General features: G+C 46.1%; 3 protein-coding genes and 2 pseudogenes. 4 read left to right on the forward strand and 1 reads right to left on the reverse strand.

Annotated elements, in window-relative coordinates; genetic code table 11:
* On the reverse strand, positions 1-884 hold an 884-nt coding region (locus tag B3D59_RS11945; RefSeq protein WP_286820032.1), incomplete at its 3' end, for a PEP/pyruvate-binding domain-containing protein.
* Positions 885-1,138: 254 nt separating this feature from the next.
* On the opposite strand from B3D59_RS11945, the pseudogene B3D59_RS18490 reads away from it, so the two are divergent.
* The 4 genes and pseudogenes from B3D59_RS18490 to pilB form a co-directional block, all read left to right on the forward strand.
* A pseudogene (locus tag B3D59_RS18490) lies at positions 1,139-1,915 on the forward strand (ATP-binding cassette domain-containing protein); the annotation flags it as partial.
* 132 nt (positions 1,916-2,047) lie between these two features.
* Positions 2,048-2,983 (forward strand): annotated as a pseudogene (locus B3D59_RS18495) (ATP-binding cassette domain-containing protein); the annotation flags it as partial.
* 1 nt (position 2,984) lies between these two features.
* On the forward strand, positions 2,985-3,197 hold the full coding sequence (locus B3D59_RS11955; protein WP_286820035.1) for a hypothetical protein: 213 nt from the start codon (positions 2,985-2,987) through the stop codon (positions 3,195-3,197).
* A 21-nt stretch (positions 3,198-3,218) separates the two neighbouring features.
* Positions 3,219-4,896 (forward strand): type IV-A pilus assembly ATPase PilB (gene pilB, locus B3D59_RS11960; RefSeq protein ID WP_286820036.1); only part of this gene is annotated, 1,678 nt, incomplete at its 3' end.

Raw genomic sequence — 4,896 nt, forward strand, 5'->3', positions numbered from 1 at the left:
ACATCCTCGCCCTGGGCATTGACCAGCCATTCTCCATAAAATTTATTGTTCCCTGTGGCCGGGTCCCTGGTAAAGGCAACGCCTGTGGCCGAGGTGTCGCCCATGTTGCCGAAAACCATGGTCTGGACATTGACGGCCGTGCCCCAGCTGTCCGGAATATGTTCAATGCGGCGGTAGGATACTGCCCGTTTGCCGTTCCAGCTTTTAAATACGGCACCGATGGAACCCATAAGTTGCTCTTTGGGATCATCGGGGAAATCGGCACCCAGATTTTCCCGGATTTTTTTCTTAAACCGTTCACAAAGGGCCTTTAAATCTTCGGTGGAAATATCCGTGTCATTGTCATAGCCCTTGTCGTTTTTCAGATTGTTCATCATCATTTCAAGACTCAGACGAATACCCATGCCGTCCTTGGGACGGATCTGTTCCGCTTTTTCCATAACCACATCTGAATACATCATGATCAGCCGACGGTAGGCATCATAGACAAACCATTCATTATTGGTTTTTTTGATCAGTCCCGGGATTGTAGTTGTACACAGGCCGACGTTCAATATGGTTTCCATCATTCCGGGCATTGAGCTTCTTGCTCCGGATCGGCAGGATACCAGTAATGGATTTTTCGGATCACCAAAAATCATGCCTGTATAGGATTCAATATTGGCCATGGCTTTAAGGATTTCTTCTTCAAGGGTATCCGGAAAGCGTCCGTTTAAATTAAAATAGTGATTGCAGCATTCCGTTGATATGGTAAATCCTGGTGGAACAGGCAGTTTTAGCTTTGCCATTTCTGCAAGGTTGGCGCCTTTGCCGCCCAAAAGGTTTTTCTGACTTGCATCGCCCTCCGTTTTATCAGGGCCGAACTCATAAATGTATTTGGTCATTTTAACTCACCGTTTATATGTTTAAGGACATATTGATATTTAGCTTGCCCAAGCCGTGGAACCAGCCGGAATTCGATTTTTTTTTTACTAAAGCCTGCCAAATGTTAACGTCTACTATTAAAAAATTGGAAAATCAAGTCAACATTGAAATCTAATGTTTATAAATTACCGCGTCGATGATAATATTGCTATTTTTTAAAATGGTGTGCCTTGGCACGTTATCGCCGCTTGACAGGTGCAAACAGGAGGAATAAATGCTGAATATAGAATCCATAACCAAAGGATTCGCAGATCATGTACTGCTTGACAATACCGGCATGCAGATCAATTCCGGTGAACGGGTGGGCCTGGTGGGAAGAAATGGCCATGGTAAAACCACGCTTTTAAATATCATAGCAGGTATGGATCACCCCGATGACGGGCGTATTATTATACCCAGTGGATATCGGATCGGTGTGCTTTCCCAGCATATAGAATTCAGCCGACCCACTGTTCTTGGAGAGGCCATGCTTGGTCTGCCTGATCATGAACGTGATCATTTCTGGAAAGCTGAAAAAATTTTGTCAGGCCTTGGGTTTTCAGAACAGGATATGCAAAAGGATCCCATGCAGTTTTCCGGTGGCTACCAGGTGCGTTTAAACCTTGCCAAGGTACTGGTGTCTGAACCGGATCTGTTAATCCTTGACGAGCCCACCAACTATCTGGATATTACATCCATCCGCTGGATTACAGGGTTTCTTATTTCCTGGCCAAGGGAGATGCTTCTGGTTACCCATGACCGCGGATTCATGGATAATGTGGTCACCCATATTGTGGGGATTCACCGTCGCAAGATGAAAAAGATACAGGGCGACACGTCCAAATATTATCTTCAGGTGGCCCAGGACGAAGAGATCTATGAAAAAACCCGGGTCAATGATGAGAAACGCAAAAAAGAGATTGAACTGTTCATTTCCCGGTTTCGGGCCAAGGCAAGGCTGGCCAACATGGTGCAGTCCAGGATTAAGACCCTGGCCAAGCTTGAAACAAAAGACAAACTGGCAGAACTTAAAAATCTGGATTTTTCCTTTAACTATTTACCTTTTGCCGGTAAACAGGTGATGACCGTCGAGGATTTGAGTTTTGGGTACGAAAAAAAGACCCCTTTGATCAAAAATTTTTCCTTGACCATATACCCGGGTGACCGTGTGGGCGTGATTGGCAAAAACGGCAAAGGAAAAACCACACTACTCAAATTGATCAGTCAGAATATGAATCCGGATGAAGGATGGGTGAAGCCCAACCCAGGTGTGGAGACCGGATATTTTGAGCAGACCAATATCCAGACCTTAAATCCGCAATTCACTGTGGAAGAAGAGCTTTTGCATGCCTATCCTGAAACAGACCGCCAGACTGCCAGAAATATTTGCGGTGCCATGATGTTTGAGCAGGATGCAGCCTTAAAAAAGATCAGTGTGCTGTCCGGCGGAGAAAAAGCCCGGGTCATGCTTGCTAAGCTTCTGATCCGGCCTTTGAATCTTCTGCTTTTGGATGAGCCGTCAAACCATCTGGACATTGAATCAAGCGATGCCTTTGTGGAGGCCTTAAATGCCTTTGAAGGGGCTGTGGTTCTTGTTACCCATAACGAGATGTTTCTGTATGCCCTGGCAAATCGCCTGGTGATATTTACTGCCGACGGCATTGACATATTTGAGGGCACCTACCAGGAATTTCTTGAAAAACAGGGATGGGAGGATGAAGAAATGATCCCTGTCAAGCGCAAAAAAAGCGCACAGCTTCCCAAAAAAGAATTGCGCAAAAAAAAATCGCAAGCTTTGGCCGAAAGGTCAAAGCAACTGACACCGATAAATAAAAAAATAAACAAAATTGAAGATGAGATAGAGGCAAAGGAGACCAAAATGGCCCGGGTGAACGACGACCTGCTTGACGCCTCCCAGGACCAGGACGGATTAAAAATTGCCACTTTATCCAAAGAACATGCTAAACTGGAATCAGACATTGAAACCCTGTTTGACACCCTTGCGGAACTAACCGAAAGGGCAGACAAAATAAAAAAGAAATTTGACCAAGAAATATTCTGCCTTGAAAGTGGGGATTGAAATGGACAAACAAAGGCTTAAATTCTATTATGGTATTATTTTGATCGTGGTGGGCATCGCGGTTTTCATAAGGGTTCCCCATGTGATACCCCAAATTGAGACCATTGAATTTTTTAAAAATAAGATCGGAATTATAAAGTTCTGTTCCTATTTCGTAGGTTTCCTTTTGGTACTGGCCGGTAGTATCCGGGTGGTTAAAAATCACAAAAAGTAGTAATAGTTTCAGGACATCTGAATGGCTAACAGCACTGTTTTAAAATCCGGGTCCAGCCTTAAATCTACCATTAAAGATCAGTCTGGTGCCGGTAAAGTTAAAATCGGTGAAATCCTTTCTAAAGAAGGACAGATTACCTCCATTATGCTCAATGAGGCCCTCGCGATCCAGAAAAAGACCAACGAGCGGCTTTCGAGTATTTTGCTCCAGAAAGGCTACATTGATCCCGATACCATCGTTAATGTGCTGGGGCGAATATACAACTACAAGATTGTCGGGTTCTCTGAAATAAAGCCGGATCCCCAGGCATTGAAAATTCTGCCTTATGATCAAGCTAAAAATCATCTGGTTTTCCCCTTGAAACTGGCTGGGGACGATTTGCAGGTCTGCATGGCGGAGCCCACGGATACGGATGTGGTTGCTGAGCTTGGAAAGAAAACGGGAAAAAACATACGGGCCCTTGTCTCCACTGAAAATGATATCATCCAGGCGTATCGTGATTTTTATAAAATTTCCGATGCGGAGTATAAAAGTTTTCTTCATTTTGATGACGAGGCAGAAGATGATGAGCCGGTAACCTCTGTTGAGGATTTCGGCTCCCTGGTTTCCGAGGCGGCAGAGGAACTTGAGGTAGCCGGTGCCGATACAAGTTTCGGCCAGGATCAGTTCATGGCCTCGGATGCACCCATCATAAAACTGGTAAACGGCATCTTAACCAAAGCAATCAATGACGGCGTCTCAGATATACACATCGAACCCTTTGAAAAATCTTTTCAGGTGCGTTACCGCTTGGACGGCGGCATGTACAAGGCTATGAATCTGCCGTTGTCAATTAAAAATGCCGTTATTTCAAGGATAAAGATTCTGGCCTCCCTGGACATTGCCGAGCGCAGGGTGCCCCAGGACGGTCGAATCAAACTTCGGCTGGGCAAGAAAAAATCCGTGGACTTTCGTGTCTCCTCCTTGCCCACCCTCTTTGGCGAGAGTATTGTCATGCGTATCCTCGACCAGAGCGCATTGAGCGTTGATCTGAGCCGCCTAGGTTTTGAATCCGGCACCTTTGAGATGCTCAAACGCTGTATATCCAGACCCTATGGCCTGCTTCTGGTTACAGGACCCACGGGTTCGGGTAAAACCACGACCCTGTACTCCATTCTTAACCGTCTGAACAAAGATGATATCAAAATTCTGACAGCCGAAGATCCTGTGGAGTTCAATTTTAAGGGGATTAACCAGGTACCGGTAAGAGAGGATGTGGGCATGACCTTTGCCGCAGCCTTGAAAGCCTTTCTCAGACAGGATCCGGACATTATCATGGTGGGTGAGATTCGTGATATGGATACGGCAGAGATTGCCATCAAAGCTGCCATGACAGGTCATCTTGTGTTTGCCACCCTGCATACCAATGACTGTCCGTCCACCATTGGAAGGCTTGTGGATATCGGCATTCCACCTTATATGCTGGCCTCATCCGTTACCATGGTTTTATCCCAGAGGCTTGGGCGCAGGCTTTGTCCGGATTGCAAGCAGGTGGTCACCGGGTATAATCCGGAAGAGCTGGAATTGCACGGATTTAACAAGCGTGAGATCCCCGATCTGACCATTTACGGCCCTAAAGGCTGCCCCCACTGCAACGGCACCGGATACAAGGGCAGGGTCGGGCTGTATGAACTCATGGAAGTGACCGATGAGGTCGCCA

It is taken from the genome of Desulfobacter sp. UBA2225 (genome assembly GCF_002348205.1).
GTDB lineage: Bacteria > Desulfobacterota > Desulfobacteria > Desulfobacterales > Desulfobacteraceae > Desulfobacter > Desulfobacter postgatei.

What these genes read in the sequence shown, in the direction of transcription:
- B3D59_RS11955 (WP_286820035.1), top strand. Translation starts at nt 2,985, where the DNA reads ATGGACAAACAAAGGCTTAAATTCTATTATGGTATTATTTTGATCGTG.